The organism is Paenisporosarcina indica (assembly GCF_001939075.1).
In the GTDB taxonomy this organism is placed as follows: domain Bacteria; phylum Bacillota; class Bacilli; order Bacillales_A; family Planococcaceae; genus Paenisporosarcina; species Paenisporosarcina indica.
Genome location: NZ_MPTA01000001.1, coordinates 145,925 through 164,030, shown reverse-complemented (window position 1 = coordinate 164,030; position 18,106 = coordinate 145,925). Strand labels below are relative to the sequence as shown.

The following is an 18,106-nucleotide window of genomic DNA, read 5'->3' as shown; positions in this document are numbered from 1 at the left end:
ACTTAAAAGTACTCGGAACACTGGGTTCATATCACACAAAAATGTTATGCTTTCTTGTTCATTAAAAAAACCCGAGAATCTCCTACCTCTATTGTACATAACAACAGCTAGAGGTGGAAATTATTCGGGATGTTTACCAGTGAAATTCATTGTCGCTGATTTCAGTGGCCAATACCTCGCCACCACTTTTCCAACAATATCTTCTTTTTGCACAAACAAGAAATATCGACTATCTAAACTTTGGATACGATTGTCACCTAGAACAAAGTAAGTACCTTGTGGGACTCGGGTCTGCCCCGAGAGCGTTTCGAGTGTAAAATCTTCCGTGAATCGATTTTCGGGGTTCATAAAAGCTTCGTAAGACGTTAAAAATGGTTCCTTCACCCGCTTGTTATTGATAAAAAGCATATCATTATCATAGGTAATGGTGTCTCCTGGCAGTCCAATTACCCGCTTTACGTAGTCTTCATTATCTACATGAAAAACTAATACGTCCAAGCGATTAATTTCTCCAACCGTATAAGAAATCTTACTGACTAAGACTTTATCCTTATTATGAAGCGTAGGCATCATCGATAGTCCAGAAACTGTATAATTCGTTATAAAAAAAGAACGAATTAGGACAATGACAAGAATTCCAATAACAATAGCTTTTGCCCATTCCCATGTTTCTTGTTTCAATGAACTCAAACCGTGGGCCCCTTCCCTTCTTGTCGTTCTTTTTGAGCTAATCTATAGTTCGCTTCTACACGCATATTGAGTCGACGTTCAATTTGTTTACCGACTAACCATAAAAGCATAATCACGAGCAGGACAATTCCTGTATGGATGGGTTTCGTTAGTAATTCCTTTATGTCATGTCCAATAAAACTAATCGTGAAAATCATAACAAATTTACCTGCCAGCAAAGTCCACAAATAGTTTTTCTTTTTCATGTTGGATAAACCCGCAACAAGATTGACGAGGGCGGAAGGTGTAAAAGGAAAACAGAGTAATAAAAATAATGGTCCAAAGCCATGCGTTTCAACCCAATGGATTAATTTTTGAACGCGTTCATACTTTGTGATAAAACCCAGTAACCGAGCACGACCATATTTTCGAACGATTGAAAATACCACATAAGAGCCCATGACAGTACCTACCCAAGATAATAAAAACCCTATCCATAAACCATATGCTGAAGCATTCGCAATAACGAATGCAAATAGTGGTAAAAACGGTAAAAAAGCTTCTAAAAAAGGTAAGATTAAACCGATGAGAGGTCCAAGCGAACGGTATTCTCCTGTTAGTTCTACTATATTGTCTGCATTTAGCCAATCGAACATGTACCTCATCCTTATAAAAATTAATAGTTATCTCCTAGTTTCCCCGAGTAGCTCACGTATCAAACATATTGATAATGAATGATTAGATGCAGAACGGACATTTTTTCGCATGCATTTTCGTATCGATGGAGCTGATTTCCAGAAAACACTAACGTTTCGCCAATTTCCAGAGTCACTTCTTCCGTTTCCAAGATAATATTTACTTGTCCTTCTACAAGTGTTAATGTTTCTTCCACCCCCTCCATATGAGGTGCACTTTCGTAAGAACAAAGGGGATCCAATTCTATCCTGTACAACTCCCATCCTCGATCAGGGTCAAATGGAATGATGGAAAATACGCGGTAACGCCCCTCTTCTTCGGTTAAAAAAGGAGTCTCTGATGTTTTAATTTTTTTGTGCTTGATTTGGGTGGTTGTAATAAGGATGAAAAACTTATTTTTAGTCCATCTGCAATTTTCCAAATGGTTGACACCGTGGGGTTGGATTCCCCTTTTTCTATTTGAAAAAGCAAAGCTTTACTAACGTCCGTTAACTTGGCAATTTCATCTAAACTCATCCCTCGTTGATGTCGAACTTTTTTTAATTGCATCCCTAAATTACGTCTTATTCCATCCATTACTTTCACCTCTCGTTGTTTATTTTAACATACAGATGTATAATCTATTAAACTTTAGAGCAAAGGGACGTGTTGCAAATGACTTTTATGAATGGCATTCGAGCCGGTTCAAGTATTGCCATTGGCTATTTTCCAATTGCCTTAACATTTGGCTTGCTGGCGAAAACAACAGGCTTGTCCATGTGGGAAGCAACGGCTATGAGTATTTTCGTATTTGCTGGGGCTGCACAATACATATCTTTAACGTTGATAGCAAAAGGCGTCGATCCCATACTGATCGTCCTAAACACGTTTGTCGTGAACATTCGTCACTTCTTAATGACGGCTTCACTTAATGAAAAGATGCAACCGGATGCTGCTTGGAAAAAGGCAATCTATGCATTTGGGGTAACGGACGAAACATTTTCAGTTTTAGCCACTCGCAAGGAAAACAATATCCGAACTCCTTTTGCTGCTGGTGTCATTTTGGTTTCTTATGGGAGCTGGGTTGTATTTACATCAGTTGGTCATGTGATTGGAGCAAACTTACCTGCATTCCTTAAAGCCGCCATGTCCATTGCTTTGTATGCTATGTTCGTTGGCTTACTCGTGCCCTCAATGAAAGGCAATCGAAAAGTAGTTTATCTAGCTTTATTTGGAGCCATCATCCACTCACTCCTCGGTTGGACTGGTTTATTATCAACAGGATGGGCAATCTTAGTGGCCACACTTGGTTCTGCCATATTGGTGGAAATTATGTATACACGTATCGAGAAACGTGTAGCGAAAGGAAGTGAGGCTTAATGGAAAGTTGGTATTGGTGGATGTTACTTGGTATGGCACTGGTCACCTATATCCCACGTGCGTTTCCGTTAACCTTTTTAGAAGGCCGAGAATTGCCTCCCGTTGTTAGCGGCGTGCTACGAAATATTCCATATGCAGTTCTTGGTGCCTTGATTTTCCCAGCAATTCTATTTGTCCAAGAAGGCAATTTATTATTTGGTCTAATCGGTACAATTGCTGCATTTGCAATTGCTTTTGCGGGAGCCAATGTAATTATTGTGGTGATGGGTACCATCGCAGTCTTGGCGGTCTATAGTTTATTTGTTGGATAAGTCTTTGTTGTTGGTGAAGAAGTAAGGTCGATTATCTCCCTGATGATGGTTATTGTAATCCTTAATGATTACTAATTGTTCCCACTTTAATACTTGGCTTTGTTTGAAAATGCTGTTGATATTATATAAAAAAACAAAAATGTGAATATGCGCCTAGCACAGCTTTCTGCGACGAGCTTGCGCAGGAGCACGAAGAATGAGATTCACCAGTATGTGTTCTTCATACTTGTTGGCTCATGTGGAACGTGCGGTAAGCGAATATGTACGATTAAGAACAATATAATTAATTTTTCTTAATACTTATCCCCATGCATATCCTTTCATTTTCAACATATAATTATCAGAATAGTTTTACTTTTTAAAAACTATTGACGATTTATTTCGAAAAGTGTAAAGTCATAATCAATTCTTGCAACAATTTAATAGCAACACATCACTTTCTTATCCAGAGAGACTGAGGGACTGGCCCTTTGACGTCTCGGCAGCGGGTTCAACTTAATTGTTGAACACTGTGCCAAATCCTGCAAGCGTTTCTGTCGCTTGAAAGATGAGAACGAGATGGTTTTCCGTAATTTCGGAGAGCCTTCTTTTTCTTGAGTATGAGAAAAAGAAGGCTCTCCCTTTTTTTCGTTCAGATTTAGAAAGTTGATGCGCTATCTTTTGCTTGCGGAATCAATTGTAGACTCACGAGGAAGGCCCCCTTCTTCCATCGTGAGCTTAATTGCAGAATAAATCTTCTAGGAGGAACAGCCATGATTGAATTTTTAAAGGCCACGAAATCATTTCGGACGGCCAAACGGGAGGTGCATGCGGTCCAAGATGTGTCGCTTACGATTGAGCAGGGCGATATTTACGGAATTATTGGGTTTAGTGGAGCAGGTAAAAGTACCTTGCTGCGACTTGTCAATTTATTGGAAAAACCTACCGCTGGTTCAGTAAAAGTTCAAGGAACCGATATTACTACCTTGTCGCCAAAAGAGTTACGGAAACTGCGTAGACGCATTGGAATGATTTTTCAAAACTTTAATTTGTTCACGTCAAGAACTGTGGCAGGCAATGTGGGCTACCCTTTGAAACTGGCTGGCACCTCTCGACAAGAAGTTCAAAGACGTGTGGCTGAATTACTTCAATTTGTTGGATTATCAGACAAAGCAAATGATTATCCCGAACAGCTGTCAGGTGGTCAAAAGCAACGAGTTGGAATTGCAAGAGCACTCGCAACTTCACCAGATATTTTGATCTGTGATGAAGCAACGTCCGCTTTGGACCCTGAAACAACCTCAGACATCTTGCGACTGTTAAAAAAGGTCAATGCCGAATTTGGCATTACCATCTTGTTAATTACACACGAAATGCACGTCATTCAGACCATCTGCAATAAAGTGGCGATTATGGAAAATGGGAAAGTACTTGAAAATGGCTCCGTGTTTGACACATTTACTAATCCACAACACGAGACAACTCAAAACTTTATCCAGTCGGTTCAACAGGATCGTCCATCTTCTACTCTTTTGGAAAAGTGGCGTTCTAATGGTGGAACAAAATTGTACCGCATTGTTTTCAAAGGTGAAATTGCCGGAGCACCCCTTCTATCTCGAATCACGCGAAAGCACGGAACTGATTTTAATATCGTTTATGGAACAGTTCGAGAACTTCAGGAACAACTATATGGAAATTTACTCGTATCGTTTGATGGACCAGAATTGGCTATACAACAAGTCATCTCGGAACTCTCTGAACTAACGGAAATCAAGGAGGTACAAACAGATGCAAGTTGATTGGCAAACCTTTTGGCCACGGATCGTAGAAGCTACCGGTGAAACGATATTCATGGTCATTGCTACCCTTATTTTAGGCTCAATCCTTGGTATATCCATTGGTTTACTTTTATTTGTTACTCGAAAAGGAAACATTTTAGAGAATAAACTCGTTTCGATGTTACTCAATCTACTTATTAATTTTATACGTCCTATTCCATTCATTATTTTCTTGGTGGCGATTAGTCCTCTGACTCGCACATTAATCGGAACGACCATCGGAACATGGGCAGCAGTATTTCCAATGACAATCGCCGCATCATTCGGCATTGCACGAGTTGTTGAGAACAACTTAATTAGTATTGATCCCGGTGTGATTGAAGCAGCTAAGGCAATGGGAGCAAGTCCTTTCCAAATTATTTTCACTGTATTGATTCCGGAAGCTTTGGGACCACTTATTTTAGGATTAACATTTGTTACTGTAGGTCTCATCGACTTCTCTGCCATGGCCGGAACAGTTGGCGGTGGCGGGCTTGGTCATGTTGCCATGACGTACGGATACCAACGTTTTGATGGCAGCGTCATGATTGTTACAGTTGTATTGCTGATTTTACTCGTTCAACTCGCTCAGTGGCTTGGAAACACTTTATCCAGAAAATTTTTACGACGTTAACACAGAAAAGCGGAAAGCGCCACTCTTGCCTGACGCCGGCGCTGGAAGGACCGATTCGAAGCTTGCTTTCGCATGAGGGCCTGAAGCTTAGGTGCAGGCTGGCGCTTGGAGCTAGACACAACGAAAAGCGGAAAGCGCCACTCTAGCTCGACAAATTATGATTAAAAAGGAGAATTCATTCATGAAAAAATTACAGGTATTAATATTGGCGATTGTGACCGTATTGGTCTTATCGGCTTGCTCTGGAGATGCAGCAGGAAAAGATGGTTCCACAGTAAAAGTTGGGGTGACTGGAACGGATGGTCAGGTTTGGGATATCGTTGCTAAATTAGCTAAAGAAGAAGGGATTAATGTAGAGTTTGTGGAGTTTGCAGATTACACATTACCAAACCAAGCACTCGCTAACGGTGAAATCGATTTGAATTCATTCCAACATATCGCGTTCTTAAGTGAATTTACAAAACAAGGTGGATTAGATTTAGTACCAATCGGTGCAACATTAATTGCTCCAATGGGCATTTACTCTGAAAAATATGAAGACATCGCTGATATTCCAGATGGTTCGAAAATTGCGATACCAGATGATCCATCGAACCAAGCACGTGCATTAAGACTTCTCGAAACAGCTGGACTTATTGAATTAGCAGATGATTTTGGATTATTCGGCGATCCAACTAAAATCACTTCAAATCCTAAAAACCTAGATATTTATGCAATCGTCGCTCAACAAACACCTCGTGTACTGCCTGACGTTGCCGCTTCTATCATTAACAATGGAGTTGCTGGTCAAGCAGGATTTGACACAGCGAATGACCCGATTTACTTGGAAGATGCAACAAATGAAAATGTAAGACCATATATTAACGTCTTTGCAGCTCGTGCTGAAGATGCAACAAACGAAACGTATTTAAAATTAGTTGAAATCTATCACCATGAAGATGTTATTGCTGCTGTGAAAGAAGATACAAATGGAGGATCTCTTGTGGTCGATTTAACTCAAGAAGAACTTCTTCAAGCTTACAAGGAACTGGGGGAATAAAAATGACAACGACAATTGATTTGAAATCACGTATTTTTGATGTAATTGATAGCCACGCTGACCGAGTGATTGCACTCGCAAAAGAAATCCATGCCAAACCTGAAATTGGTAATGAAGAAGTGTTTGCTAGTGGTGTATTATCCGAGTATTTACGAGAATTTGGATTTCAAGTAGATCTTAGAGTTGCAGGACATGACACCGCATTTTATGCAGTGAAGGATTCCGGGATTGAAGGCCCTACCATTGCATTCTTAGCCGAATATGATGCACTCCCTGGTTTAGGTCATGCATGTGGTCATAATATTATTGGAACAACAAGTGTGGCTGCAGGCATCGCGATTTCTGAAGTTATCGCAGAAACGGGAGGAAAAGTAGTCGTACTAGGCACACCTGCAGAAGAAGGCGGCCCGAATGGTAGTGCGAAAGGAAGTTTTGTACGTCATGGTTTCTTGGAAAATGTCGATGTTGCATTAATGATTCATCCTTCTGGAAGAACGAGTTTAACTGGACCGACTCTGGCAGTAGATCCACTCGACTTTCATTTTTATGGAAAACCGGCCCATGCATCGGGCTCCCCTGAAAAAGGGATAAACGCGTTGGATTCCGTCATCCAACTCTTCAATGGCATCAATGCACTCCGTCAACACGTTACAAATGATGTCCGCATCCATGGTATTATCACTCATGGTGGAGATGCCCCGAATATTGTACCTGACTACGCATCAGCAAGATTCTACATTCGTGCAGAGACATGGGCAAAGGCTGAGGCCGTTAGTACACGCATTCGCGCAATTGCGGAAGGTGCTGCATTAACTACTGGTGCTACCGTTAAAGTCGAGCGTTTCCAAAACGAAGTTCAAGACTTTGTTTTAAATAATGTGTTGGATAGCGTTATTCATGAAGAATTGGAGTCACATGGTGAAGTTGTTTACTCTGAACGCGGACGTGGTTTAGGATCAACGGATGCCGGTAACATTAGCTATGCGGTTCCAACTGCACATCCTCATATCAAAATAGGTCCTGAGGATTTGATTGCTCATACGAATGAATTTCGTGAAGCAGCAAACTCTGAACTCGGCTATAAAGGATTAGTGACTGGAGCTAAAGCACTTGCTGGTGCAGCTTATCGATTATTGAGCGAACCAGAACTGCTTCATCAAGTACGTAAATCATACGAAGTGGCTCTTGAAGCGAAGAAAGATGAATAGAAGATGATATTATTCGAGCGGCTTTTGGCCGCTCTTATTATTTATTACCAGAAAGTATAAAAATGGGACTACTACTAAGTCAGTGTTCAAAGCTTTTCCTACCCTAAATACAATAAATACTTTCGAATTATTAGTAGTTATCTTTAATCCCGTACAAAAAACGTCTCTCCACAAATGCGGAAAGACGTTTTTCTTACTGCTCTTCTGTTTTTCCGCGTTGCATCATTTTCGTAGCATACCAGAAGCCAATAGTTAGTGATAAGGCATCAACTATGTAAAGCCTCCATGTATGCGTATATCCTGCATAAACTGAAGCTGTTATTAGAGCTACGGTTAAGATCAACGCTACATAATGAGAAAAAGTAATGCGTGTGAATAAGATAACTAGTAATCCTGGTAAGAAGAAAGCTAGGATAATTTTGATAAACATAGATTCCACTGGTGTTCTCCTATCTTACGACCAATAAGCCAAGGCGATGATGATCATGATGATAAATCACATGTTGTCTCAATCGCACTTCACCTTGATGATCGAGTACTTCAAGTCGACAATGTGCCGCATTTATTTGAATCGCTTCGTACAGTTCTCGTTCGTTTGATACTGTTTGTCCATTTACTTTGCGGATACACTCGCCAATGATCAATCCCATTTTGTCAGCAGGTGATTCCGGTAAGACACCGGCAATCATAACTCCAGAATCCTGTGGTACTACAAGATATCTTCCTTGTTTCTCCTGCAATGCAAAGTAGATCCACACACCTAAACGAGCCAGTGCACCAACAGCTAAACTAACCACTGCAAAAATCGGCAACCAAATCGCGGATACTGCAAGTATGATTGTGGCAATTCCAACGCCACTAACTGCATTCCCTACTTTTGGATAGAAATAGATTGGCAATGTACGACGAGCTTTTTGCTGGAAAGCAATCACAATCGGCAATAAAACCAGACCAAATGATTGGTTCCCCAGAGTGAATTGCGGCCAGTACGGAAGAAAATCCGGGATAACATTTCCTGGTACCACTACTAATACAGGCAACATCCATAATTTTTTTGAAAGATAACCAGCTGCTGTTATACCGCGGTCAGATTTCTCGAGGATTGGAGATGCTGATAATGCGCCATTTTTGCGAATAAGAATTCCCTCAACGATGACAGCCGCCCCTATTAATAAAGCAACAGGTAAAGCCAACTCAAGCCAATTTGATTCACCCTGCCACTCGAACGACAAAATAGTAAATGTAGCCCCCGTTTTAGTTCCGATCCATAACGCAATAATTGCAAGAGACGCTGCAATTATTGGTGATCCTAACTGAAAAATAAATACGGCTACAAGGATAACACTAATTACACTAAATGTTACAATCCAATCTGTTGTCAGTGTTAATCCGATTGCAACACTGAGTATTGATAATAGTAATGTATAGAGCCACGTATCTTTAAACATGCGAATGGTTTCTGTCCATCCCCATAAAATACGCGTTCGAAAAAAGCGACGTTCTCTTTTTACTCGTACATATCCAAGTAAGATAGCGAATGCGATCGCCACATAAAATAATGGATTAATGAACAGTTTCCCAATCCCTTTTACTATTTCTATAATAATCTCTTGCCACATAATACTGAACACCACCCAATCAACGGTTTGTGTATTTCTTTCCATTGTAACAAACCATTGATGGATTGCGTATAGGTTTTTTCTACTTTTGAATAGAATGGAATAAATAACCTAAAGATTTTTGTAGTTGATCATCATATTTCTTATTAGATTTATTTGCCAAAATCGTCTCTCTAGTAGATTGAAAGAAAACGGTATCCATTGATGCATTTGCCTCTATTTTCTTATCTTGTTTGAAAGCCAGTACGGCATTTGCTGTGTTTTCATCAAAATAGCCATCGACACGTGTAACATCGTAACCTAGTGCTTTCAAAACTTTTTGTCCATAAATAATATCTTCATTCATATCTCCTACATGATACGAACCATCGATTGGCAGTGGTTCAAGTTGATATAGTTCGCTTGCCTTTACTTTATAATCTGCCTCAATCCCGATCCCATGAATCCATTGTTGTTTTGGGGTTAACCATTTGTGTGATGATAATTTCATTTCCCCGCCGTTTGTTAATTTCCATGTTTCTTGTACGGTCCCCTTGCCAAAACTCGTACTACCCGCGATGACAGCACGTTGATTGGCTTTAAGTGCCCCACTTAGTACTTCACTTGCAGAAGCACTGCCTTCATTTTGTAATAAGATAATTGGAATTTTCTTCATTACTTTTGAATAGTCATCTTCTTTCATTGCCTCTACAGGCAACGGTTCAAGTACACCTTTAGGGTCTTGCATGTAAGCAAAAATTTCACCAGTCTTCAGCATGGTTCCTACAACTTGTTGAACACTATGTAAATATCCCCCTGGATTGCCCCGTACATCGATTAATAAACCATCAATCCCTTGTTTTACAAGTGTTCTCGTTTGTTCTTCCCATTCTTCGGCCGTTTTTTCTCCAAATAGTGAAATCGTCACATAGCCGATTGCTTGGCCATCTTCTTCAATGCGTTCACTTGTTACAGTTTGAATTTGTAGTGCAGATCTTTTCATAGTCAATTCTAGATGTCGATCTTCGGTTTCACGAAAAACAGTCAACGATACAGTTGTTCCTTTTTCACCTTTTATGACTGTTAGTAAATCAGATAAACTCTTTCCTTCTACTCGTTTTCCATTTACACGCACAATTTCATCATATGGCTTCACTCCTGCTTTTTCTGCAGGTGATGATTTCATTGGTGTTACAACAATAAAATGACCTTTATTCTCCATTATTTCTATGCCAATCCCTACGCGCTCGTCCGAAAGTGATTCTCTGTGAGACGTGGCTTCTTCCTTAGTCATATATTTGCTATATGGATCACCAAGGGTTTCAGCCATACCTCTTAGAGCACCTTCAATCAGTTTTTTTTCTTCAACTGGATGGACTGAACTTGCCAAAATGCGTTCATATGCCTCATCGATTGGAGAATATTGACTAACCGAAGACGTACTTTCCTTGTCTTTTTTAAACGGTGACCAAAAAACAAGTAAACAAAGAATCAATACAACTAATAAACAAAATAAAAAAACCCGGCTTCGTCTCAAATAAAATCGCCCCCTACATTCTTCGTTTCATTGTATGAACGAGTAGGCAATCTTAGGACAAGAAGAAACCAGATTTGTTATTTCGTATTTGATAATCCGAGATGAATTGATCAACTCACCTATTCCCCCTACTTATTGAGTAATTATTCAATAGCAGAAAGTAAATCCGCAAGCATTTGGTCATCCATTGGTCCTTGGATTTTATTTTGAATATTTCCTGAGGAATCAATGATATAAGAGGATGGAATCGTAATAACTTCAAACATTTCGCCGATCTTTCCGTCCTCATCCATTGGGATTGGGAAAGTCAAGCCGTAATCTTTTACAAAATCCACCACTTTACTCTCACTGTCTCTATTAGTTAAATTGACCGCTAACATTTCAACATTTTCTTCTTCCGCAAAATCTTCATAGTAATTTTGCATATGTGGCATTTCTGCTCGACAAGGATGGCACCAAGTCGCCCAAAAGTTTAGAACAACTTTTTTTCCTTTATAATCTGAAAGCTTTACCGTTTCCCCTTCTAGTGTGGTGAGTTCAAAGTCTGGTGGGACATCCCCTTTATTTAAGCCTTCTTTTGCCGCCACACGGGTCATATCTACGCCTAGTTGTTCATTGGTCATAGACCTTTCCCGATCAATATTATTATTCACCATATTCCCGATGGCAATTGCAATTAATACAGCCAACAAGACCAGGCCAACTATTTTTTTCTTCATGGAAGTTCCTCCGTTTAATCTATTTGGTACTCCGATAACGTTTGATGTAATTGTATCATGAGCTTCGCGATGAAGTAATCTATTTACCATCAAGTGATATCCTTTTAAATCTTGAAAAGTAAAAGACCAACCATAAAACCCACTCCTAGCGAATGAGGTCACTGAAAAAGTTCACCATTATAGACTGGACTAAGTATTCCCTTTAATACCGCTTCGGCGCTTTGTGGATGCCTCCAGCGAGAAGCCAGCTATCACTTGAAAGCCGCCTAGCTGAAACTGCATAGGCATATTGATACCAGCAAATTCAGCAAAATGTATAAACCACTATCGATCCTGATTATATACTTCGCCAAATCAATGTACTTGTCGAATTTTATGCAAATGCAAGTAGCCATATATGTCCATATTCGCAGTAATCATCTACTGTATTATGACCATATTTAAGAAATCAGAGTAAGCAATACGAAAGAAAAAGGCGGCATTTCGTTCAAAATGAACGATATGTCGCCTTTTAATATTTAAATTTACTTACAAATTTTATAAACGGAAGTTTTTCTGTTTCCTCTAGTAAATAGAAAGGAGTGAATTTTAATGTCGATCAGAATGATACATAACGAATCGGATTCACAGCATTTGAATTACCTTGCCATGAACCTACATGAATTTCAAAGTGTAAATGTGGTCCAGTTGAATTACCTGTGTTACCCATTTTAGCAATGAGTTGTCCTTTTGAAACATGCGTACCAGAGCTTACATTAAAAGCACTTAAATGTGCATAAACGGTTGTGAAAATTTGACCATCAATAGAGTGTGTAATCATGATTACATTACCAAAACCATTCATAGTTGATGCATATGAAACAACACCGTCGGCAGCTGCCACAATAGGTGTACCAATATCATTCGCAATGTCACTACCGTAATGGAACTTCGCTCCAAAACCTACGTCTCCCCTAGGGCCAAACGTGGATTTGAAAACACCTGAAGCAGGGCGTGTCCAAGTACCTGAAGATACGACAGGTGCAGAGACGTTTCCATTGCTCACACTATTACTGCTTGCTTTAGAAGCTCTTGCTTTAGAGGCTGCTTCTTGTCGAGCTCGTTCAGCAGCTTCTTTTTTCTTGCGCGCTATTTCCGCTTGTCGTGCAACTTCAACTAATCGTGCTTGTTCTGCAATGATTTTGTTTTCGACTTCCTTGCTAACTTCTATTGCCTCTTCGAATTCAGCCTCAAGCTCATTTTTTTCTTCATATAATCTTGCTTGTTCAGCTTCTAGTTGATCTACTAATTTACCTTTTGAAGCTTTTTGAGAATCAAGATCCGCTTTAAGACTCACTAACTTATCTCTGCTAGCTTCTTGTTGAGCCAATTTGTCCTCAACAGAAGTTTTTTGCTCTTCAAGTAATCCTTTATCATTCGCTTGTTCTTCTAGAATCTTACGATCGGCATCCATCAATGTATTTACTGCAGAAAAACGGTCAATAAAATCAGCAAAACTACTTGCTCCTAAAAGAACATCTAAGTAACTGACAGATCCACCGCTTTCTTGAACAGCACGTAAGCGTTCTTTGATTAATTCATCTCGATCAGCAATTTTCTTTTCTAAAATGATAATGCTTTTTTTCAGCTCTTCAATCTCAAGGGTTGTGCGATTAATTTCACCTAGTACACTATCTATTTCGCTATCAGTTTCAATAATTTTGCTATCGAGACTTTGAATTTGTTCAATTAATTGCTCTTGTTTGCTTTGATTTATTGTAATATCACCTTTTTTATCCGTAATCGTAGAATTCAATTGGCTCTTTTTCTGTTCCATTTGTTTTTGTTCATTTTTCAAATCTTTCAATGAATCCGCCAATGCAGTCGGTTGTGCCATGAAAACTGAACAGCCTAATACCGTTGCAATGGTTATCATTGTCCATCTAGATTGTTTTTCTCTCATGTTCTGCCCCTTTCAAGCTCGCGATTAAACGCGTAAAAACTTACGTACTGACATAAAGCTTCCCCAGACTCCGATAAAAATGCCCATTAGCAATATGAGGGCGTTCACTTGGAACAAGAATGGAGTAAGTGGTAATAAATTAAATAATTCGCCTACTAAATAGGGCTGAACCAATTCGTATAAATTAATGTAGAGTACCGTCACAATTACAATTGGCAGAATTGCACCAAGAATTCCAATCCAAATGCCTTCTAGGACAAACGGAATTCGAATAAACCAACTAGTTGCTCCCACTAGCTTCATAATTTCAATTTCACGACGACGGGCAACTATTGTAATGCGTATCGTATTTGAAATTAAAAACATGGCCGTAAATAATAACGCTAAAATTAAGCCCAGTCCAATATTCCTAGCAAGATTTAAAAAGCTAAATAGTTTATCAATCTTGCCTTCTCCATATTCAACTGAATAGGTATTTGGAAGTTGGTCAATTTGTTTTGCCAATTTCTCTGTTTCTTGCGGGTTAGATGCCTTGACATAAAACGCGGCTCGAAGGGGGTTGTTCTGATCAGATAATCCCATTTTCCCACCAAAATCTTTAATCAAGTCTTCTAATTCTTCTTCTTTAGTCGAATAAACGATTGTTTCGAGACCTTTAACGTTTTTTATATCTTGTTCTAATTTTGTAATCATCTTTTCATCTGCCGTTAACTCAACCAGCACTTTTACTTCAACATCTTTTTCAAGATCATCCGCTACTTTATTAAGATTCATCATGATCATGACGAACACACCAACTAGAAGTAAAGTAACCGTTACGGCACTTGCAGATGCAAAACTCATCCAGCTGTTTCTTCCTACGCTTTTAAAACTTTCACGAAAGTGACGGCCTAATGTTCTAGCTTTCATAGCCATAGTCACCTCCGGCTTCGTCACGGACAATAAGTCCACCTTCAACTGCAATTACTCGGTGCTTAATTGTATTTACTATTTCTTTGTTATGAGTTGCCATGATAATCGTCGTTCCTCGATTATTGACTTCCTGGAAAACTTTCATAATTTCCCATGACGTTTCGGGATCCAAGTTACCTGTAGGCTCGTCCGCAATAATTACTTTTGGCGTGTTTACAATCGAACGCGCAATTGAAACCCGTTGTTGTTCTCCACCAGAAAGTTCAGTTGGAAACATGCGTGCTTTATGTTTAAGTCCCACCAATTCCAATACGTCCATTACACGTTTACGAATTACTTTTGGAGACTCTTCAATTACTTCCAATGCAAAGGCTACGTTCTCATATACATTTAAACGAGGTAATAATTTAAAGTCTTGAAACACCACCCCGATTTGACGTCTTAAGTAAGGGACACGCTTCGATTTTAAGGTTGCCAAGTTAATGTCATTAATGAAGATATCTCCACTAGTTGGGCGTTCTTCTCGATACATCATTTTAATAAATGTCGATTTACCTGCCCCACTTGGACCTACGACATAAACAAATTCACCTTGCATTATTTCTACATTTAATCCGTTTGCAGCAACAATGCCGTTTGGATATTTTTTATAAACATTTTTCATTGAAATCATATATTTGTAACCACCTATTGTTTACTACCTTTCGTCAGATTTTTTCCGACAAATTCATTATAACAAGTAAGTCGACAAAATTTCATTACAGTACTATTACAAAAGTTCGTGCAGAAGACTTACAGGACGAAAAAACCATGTCAAAGGACTTAACGTTAGATAAGGGAATTTGACCTATTAATCACAAAATTCGGCACTAACACCAGGAATCCCTTCTTTTTTTGAACATATTTTTGACATAATTTAAAAAAGTACTGAAACAAGTTAATACTCGATAGCGATACTAGAGGAAACGAATCGAAAAAACGGGTATAAGTTATGTATGAAATGAATGCTGTGTTGCTAATTGACATTAATGCTCGACAAAAAAAGACCCCTGACAAGAATCGTCATGGGTCAATTTGTATTATTATTTTTTATTCGCTAACCATTCTGCTACAACTTCTGCTTCGGCACCCTCAATTATGTTTGGTGGCATTCCGCCCTGGCCTTTTTTAATGACAGCAAGTATTTCTTCTTTTGACAGTCGCGCTCCAACGTCAGTTAAAGCCGGAGCATTTCCTTGCCCTTCTAAATTCCCACCATGACACATCGTACAATTCCCTTGCACAATTTTTTCTGCATCACCACTTTGAACTACTTCTCCGCCTTTTTTGTCATTTTTTACGGCTGCATTCTCGTCGTCCCCACCGCCACACGCCGCAAGCATTAATAACGAACCAAAAATAGCTGCTAATAATTTCTTATTCATTCTTTTACCTCCTGTAGAATACATTTTTAATCTAACTTAAAGTATACCAAATTCAAGAACGTTTGAAACCTTCACCGAGGACCTCATAGGCATCCGAAACAATGATAAAAGCAGCTGGATCAATGGATTTTACGACTTGTTTCAATTTCGTAAATTCAGTTTGATAAACGACAACAAGTAAAATGGGACGTTCTTGTTCCGTATATCCTCCAACTGCCGGAAGCTTCGTCACTCCACGATTTACTTCCATATAGATAGCATCCCGTATTTCTTCTTGTTTATTCGTAATTATATAAACCATTTTCGATTGGCTGAATCCAAGTTGGATGATATCAATTGTCTTTGTTGTGACAAATAAGCCAATTAATGCATATAACCCTTTTTCGACATCGAAAACAATCGCAGCAGAAAGTACAATGAGTCCATCGATCAACATGACACTAGTTCCAAGTGTAAAACCTGTATATTTCGCTATAATTTGAGCAGCTAGATCTGTACCACCTGTTGATGCACGACCACGGAAGACAATCCCTAAGCCCGTCCCTACTGATATACCACCAAACAAAGCCCCAAGCAATGGATTAAGTGTGGCTGGTTCCCACCCTGCTGTTAATATAACAATTAATGGCAACGTTAATGTCCCCACGAGCGAGCGAGCACCAAACTGTTTCCCCAAAAAAATAACTCCTGCGATGAATAATGGAATATTAAATGCATATTGCACAAGACCTGGATTCCAGTTAAATAATCCTTTTAAAATCGTACTAATCCCGCTTACTCCACCCGATGCAACTTCATTTGGTAATAAAAAGACGTTAAAGCCAACTGCAATAATTGCCGCGCCGATAATAATATATATATACTCCAAAACGGAAGCCAACATTGGATGTGGCTCTTTCCGATATTTACGATTCATCATACGACCTACTTTCTTAATCTGTAAAATTTCCCTTCAGAAGTATAGCAGACACAGTGTAGCGTGTGAAGTTCACCCTAGTGAATCACTAAAGAAATCTTACACACTGTTTCATTGATCTAAAATAGCTTTTCATTCATGAGTCACATATTCCATACTAGCAGTACCGTTTCACAGCAAGATTTTTCATCAAAAAAACGAGCACCCATATAGGATGCCCGCATTTGCTAGTTAATTCATTCTAGAACGTAAATAGCTATTGATAAATAAATCGATGTCACCGTCCATAACACCTTGGACGTTACCACTTTCTGCATTAGTTCGATGATCTTTCACCATAGAATATGGATGGAATACATATGAACGTATTTGACTTCCCCATCCGATTTCTTTTTGGTCACCACGAATTTCAAGCATTTGTGCTTCTTTTTCTTCTATTTTCAACTGATACAATTTTGCTTTTAAGTACGTCATAGCTTTTTCACGGTTCTTGATTTGAGAACGTTCTTGCTGACAGGTAACGACAGCTCCTGTTGGTAAGTGAGTAATACGAACAGCAGAGTCAGTCGTGTTAATATGCTGTCCACCCGCTCCACTAGCACGATACGTATCAATTTTCAAATCTTCCGTACGGATTTCAATTTCAATTTCATCATTAAATTCAGGCATTACTTCACACGAAGCGAAAGATGTATGTCTTCTTCCTGATGAATCGAATGGAGAAATGCGTACAAGACGGTGAACGCCTTTTTCAGCTTTTAAATATCCATAAGCATTATGACCTTTAAATCCTAGAGTTACGGATTTAACACCCGCTTCGTCTCCTGCCAAGTAATCAAGCGTATCAACTTTAAAGCCTTTTTTCTCACCCCAACGTTGATACATACGGAGTAACATAGATGCCCAGTCTTGCGATTCAGTACCACCCGCACCGGCGTGTAATTCTAGGATTGCATTGTTTTTATCATATTCTTCACTCAATAACAGTTGCAACTCGAAGTCATTCATTTTAGCTGTGAATTCTTTCATTTCGTTACCAAGTTCTTCTTGTAAGTCTTCATCAGTTTCTTCGCGCAATAACTCAAGCGTCATCTCTAAGTTTTCTTGCGTATCCACTAATATTTTAAATTCATTGACAATTTCTTTTAGTGCATTACCTTCATTAATAACCGTCTGTGCTGCATTCTGATCATTCCAGAAATCGGGCATAGACATATTTTCATCCAACTCCGCTATACGTGCCTCTTTGTTTTCTAAGTCAAAGAGACCCCCTAAAGTCGGTTAATTTTGAAGCAGTTCTATCCAGTTCATTCCGTACATCTGATAATTCCATCATTTCATAATTC

General features: G+C 39.2%; 20 protein-coding genes and 1 riboswitch. Of the genes, 6 read left to right on the top strand and 14 right to left on the bottom strand.

All coding sequences use genetic code 11. The annotated features are described in order from the left end of the window. Positions 1 to 120: 120 nt before the first annotated feature. The 4 genes from lepB to GY23_RS18615 form a co-directional block, all read right to left on the bottom strand. Positions 121 to 690, bottom strand: coding sequence for a signal peptidase I (gene lepB, locus GY23_RS00710; protein WP_075617286.1), 570 nt, complete (start codon positions 688 to 690; stop codon positions 121 to 123). Beyond that, positions 687 to 1,325 (bottom strand): TVP38/TMEM64 family protein, encoded by a 639-nt coding sequence (locus GY23_RS00705; protein WP_075617285.1) that lies wholly within the window; start codon positions 1,323 to 1,325, stop codon positions 687 to 689. Before GY23_RS00705 ends, lepB begins: the two co-directional genes overlap by 4 nt. 59 nt (positions 1,326 to 1,384) lie before the next feature. Beyond that, on the bottom strand, positions 1,385 to 1,561 hold the full coding sequence (locus GY23_RS18620) for a cupin domain-containing protein (RefSeq protein ID WP_245827528.1): 177 nt from the start codon (positions 1,559 to 1,561) through the stop codon (positions 1,385 to 1,387). 125 nt (positions 1,562 to 1,686) lie between these two features. After that, entirely contained in the window at positions 1,687 to 1,941 is a 255-nt protein-coding gene (locus tag GY23_RS18615) for a helix-turn-helix domain-containing protein (protein ID WP_245827527.1), read from the bottom strand. Between the two features lie 78 nt (positions 1,942 to 2,019). Between GY23_RS18615 and GY23_RS00695 the strand changes: the two genes are divergently transcribed. The 6 genes from GY23_RS00695 (at position 2,020) to GY23_RS00670 (ending at position 7,712) form a co-directional block, all read left to right on the top strand. Then, the gene (locus GY23_RS00695) at positions 2,020 to 2,724 is read left to right on the top strand and encodes an AzlC family ABC transporter permease (protein WP_075617284.1); all 705 of its coding nucleotides are present in this window, start codon (positions 2,020 to 2,022) and stop codon (positions 2,722 to 2,724) included. Continuing rightward, complete coding sequence (locus GY23_RS00690; protein WP_075617283.1) at positions 2,724 to 3,035, top strand: AzlD domain-containing protein; 312 nt, start codon at positions 2,724 to 2,726, stop codon at positions 3,033 to 3,035. Before GY23_RS00695 ends, GY23_RS00690 begins: the two co-directional genes overlap by 1 nt. Positions 3,036 to 3,473: 438 nt before the next feature. Continuing rightward, positions 3,474 to 3,589, top strand: a riboswitch (SAM riboswitch). Between the two features lie 198 nt (positions 3,590 to 3,787). Continuing rightward, on the top strand, positions 3,788 to 4,813 hold the full coding sequence (locus GY23_RS00685) for a methionine ABC transporter ATP-binding protein (protein WP_075617282.1): 1,026 nt from the start codon (positions 3,788 to 3,790) through the stop codon (positions 4,811 to 4,813). Then, complete coding sequence (locus GY23_RS00680) at positions 4,803 to 5,465, top strand: methionine ABC transporter permease (RefSeq protein ID WP_075617281.1); 663 nt, start codon at positions 4,803 to 4,805, stop codon at positions 5,463 to 5,465. Before GY23_RS00685 ends, GY23_RS00680 begins: the two co-directional genes overlap by 11 nt. A 181-nt stretch (positions 5,466 to 5,646) precedes the next feature. Further along, entirely contained in the window at positions 5,647 to 6,504 is an 858-nt protein-coding gene (locus GY23_RS00675) for a MetQ/NlpA family ABC transporter substrate-binding protein (RefSeq protein ID WP_075617280.1), read from the top strand. A gap of 2 nt (positions 6,505 to 6,506) precedes the next feature. Then, positions 6,507 to 7,712, top strand: coding sequence for a M20 family metallopeptidase (locus GY23_RS00670; protein WP_075617279.1), 1,206 nt, complete (start codon positions 6,507 to 6,509; stop codon positions 7,710 to 7,712). Between the two features lie 193 nt (positions 7,713 to 7,905). Here the strand turns inward: GY23_RS00670 and GY23_RS00665 are convergent, their stop codons facing one another. From GY23_RS00665 to prfB, 10 genes are all read right to left on the bottom strand, one after another. Beyond that, positions 7,906 to 8,151: a CsbA family protein gene (locus tag GY23_RS00665; protein WP_075617278.1), complete on the bottom strand. Its 246-nt coding sequence runs from the start codon at positions 8,149 to 8,151 to the stop codon at positions 7,906 to 7,908. A gap of 10 nt (positions 8,152 to 8,161) precedes the next feature. Beyond that, positions 8,162 to 9,376, bottom strand: coding sequence for a PDZ domain-containing protein (locus GY23_RS00660; RefSeq protein ID WP_245827524.1), 1,215 nt, complete (start codon positions 9,374 to 9,376; stop codon positions 8,162 to 8,164). Positions 9,377 to 9,413: 37 nt separating this feature from the next. Further along, positions 9,414 to 10,847, bottom strand: coding sequence for a S41 family peptidase (locus GY23_RS00655; RefSeq protein WP_075617276.1), 1,434 nt, complete (start codon positions 10,845 to 10,847; stop codon positions 9,414 to 9,416). A 143-nt stretch (positions 10,848 to 10,990) separates the two neighbouring features. Beyond that, positions 10,991 to 11,566, bottom strand: coding sequence for a peroxiredoxin family protein (locus GY23_RS00650; protein WP_075618200.1), 576 nt, complete (start codon positions 11,564 to 11,566; stop codon positions 10,991 to 10,993). A gap of 598 nt (positions 11,567 to 12,164) precedes the next feature. Then, a complete protein-coding gene (locus tag GY23_RS00645; protein WP_075617275.1) occupies positions 12,165 to 13,508 on the bottom strand; it encodes a murein hydrolase activator EnvC family protein in 1,344 nt (447 codons plus the stop codon). Between the two features lie 24 nt (positions 13,509 to 13,532). Then, positions 13,533 to 14,417 (bottom strand): permease-like cell division protein FtsX, encoded by an 885-nt coding sequence (ftsX, locus tag GY23_RS00640; RefSeq protein WP_075618199.1) that lies wholly within the window; start codon positions 14,415 to 14,417, stop codon positions 13,533 to 13,535. After that, positions 14,407 to 15,093, bottom strand: a complete 687-nt coding sequence (gene ftsE, locus GY23_RS00635) for a cell division ATP-binding protein FtsE (protein WP_075617274.1) — start codon at positions 15,091 to 15,093, stop codon at positions 14,407 to 14,409. The genes ftsX and ftsE overlap by 11 nt, the downstream gene beginning before the upstream one ends. Before the next feature lie 409 nt (positions 15,094 to 15,502). Further along, positions 15,503 to 15,844, bottom strand: a complete 342-nt coding sequence (gene cccB / locus GY23_RS00630) for a cytochrome c551 (protein WP_075617273.1) — start codon at positions 15,842 to 15,844, stop codon at positions 15,503 to 15,505. A 52-nt stretch (positions 15,845 to 15,896) separates the two neighbouring features. Then, positions 15,897 to 16,760, bottom strand: a complete 864-nt coding sequence (locus GY23_RS00625; protein WP_075617272.1) for a YitT family protein — start codon at positions 16,758 to 16,760, stop codon at positions 15,897 to 15,899. A gap of 231 nt (positions 16,761 to 16,991) precedes the next feature. Then, a protein-coding gene (prfB, locus tag GY23_RS00620; RefSeq protein ID WP_139311073.1) for a peptide chain release factor 2 occupies positions 16,992 to 18,093 on the bottom strand; the annotation gives its coding sequence in 2 pieces (ribosomal slippage) (positions 16,992 to 18,020 and positions 18,022 to 18,093; 1,101 coding nt in all). Positions 18,094 to 18,106: the final 13 nt, after the last annotated feature.

What these genes read in the sequence shown, in the direction of transcription:
- GY23_RS00705 (WP_075617285.1), bottom strand. Translation starts at nt 1,325, where the DNA reads ATGTTCGATTGGCTAAATGCAGACAATATAGTAGAACTAACAGGAGAA.
- GY23_RS18615 (WP_245827527.1), bottom strand. Translation starts at nt 1,941, where the DNA reads ATGGATGGAATAAGACGTAATTTAGGGATGCAATTAAAAAAAGTTCGA.
- GY23_RS00695 (WP_075617284.1), top strand. Translation starts at nt 2,020, where the DNA reads ATGACTTTTATGAATGGCATTCGAGCCGGTTCAAGTATTGCCATTGGC.
- GY23_RS00690 (WP_075617283.1), top strand. Translation starts at nt 2,724, where the DNA reads ATGGAAAGTTGGTATTGGTGGATGTTACTTGGTATGGCACTGGTCACC.
- GY23_RS00685 (WP_075617282.1), top strand. Translation starts at nt 3,788, where the DNA reads ATGATTGAATTTTTAAAGGCCACGAAATCATTTCGGACGGCCAAACGG.
- GY23_RS00680 (WP_075617281.1), top strand. Translation starts at nt 4,803, where the DNA reads ATGCAAGTTGATTGGCAAACCTTTTGGCCACGGATCGTAGAAGCTACC.
- GY23_RS00675 (WP_075617280.1), top strand. Translation starts at nt 5,647, where the DNA reads ATGAAAAAATTACAGGTATTAATATTGGCGATTGTGACCGTATTGGTC.
- GY23_RS00670 (WP_075617279.1), top strand. Translation starts at nt 6,507, where the DNA reads ATGACAACGACAATTGATTTGAAATCACGTATTTTTGATGTAATTGAT.
- GY23_RS00660 (WP_245827524.1), bottom strand. Translation starts at nt 9,376, where the DNA reads ATGGAAAGAAATACACAAACCGTTGATTGGGTGGTGTTCAGTATTATG.
- GY23_RS00650 (WP_075618200.1), bottom strand. Translation starts at nt 11,566, where the DNA reads ATGAAGAAAAAAATAGTTGGCCTGGTCTTGTTGGCTGTATTAATTGCA.
- GY23_RS00645 (WP_075617275.1), bottom strand. Translation starts at nt 13,508, where the DNA reads ATGAGAGAAAAACAATCTAGATGGACAATGATAACCATTGCAACGGTA.
- ftsX (WP_075618199.1), bottom strand. Translation starts at nt 14,417, where the DNA reads ATGAAAGCTAGAACATTAGGCCGTCACTTTCGTGAAAGTTTTAAAAGC.
- ftsE (WP_075617274.1), bottom strand. Translation starts at nt 15,093, where the DNA reads ATGATTTCAATGAAAAATGTTTATAAAAAATATCCAAACGGCATTGTT.
- cccB (WP_075617273.1), bottom strand. Translation starts at nt 15,844, where the DNA reads ATGAATAAGAAATTATTAGCAGCTATTTTTGGTTCGTTATTAATGCTT.
- GY23_RS00625 (WP_075617272.1), bottom strand. Translation starts at nt 16,760, where the DNA reads ATGAATCGTAAATATCGGAAAGAGCCACATCCAATGTTGGCTTCCGTT.